Here is a 219-nt window from a genome sequence, read left to right as displayed (position 1 = left end):
GTTGGTATTTCTGTGTTGGATAAACCCAATACCGATAACGTTACTTCCATCCCTACCGCCCATATCATGTTGTTTATCAACGTCGAGAATATTATCGGTATTATGAATGGGAAGTATTCTTTTATTACCAGGTTGAACGTTCTTGTCCCTGATAGTATCGATGTGTATGTGAATTCCCTTTCCCTTAGACTTAGTATTTGTGATCGTATTACCCGGGCA

The 219-nt window shown here is 39.3% G+C and carries 1 protein-coding gene; it reads right to left on the bottom strand.

What is annotated here, in order from left to right; genetic code table 11:
* On the bottom strand, nucleotides 1-219 hold a 219-nt coding region (locus ACW9JY_RS10665; RefSeq protein WP_457284345.1), incomplete at both ends, for an ABC transporter permease subunit.

The organism is Petrotoga sp. DB-2, from assembly GCF_054051725.1.
The sequence above is the reverse complement of the archived record's forward strand: the minus strand, read 5'-3'. Positions and strand labels throughout refer to the sequence as shown.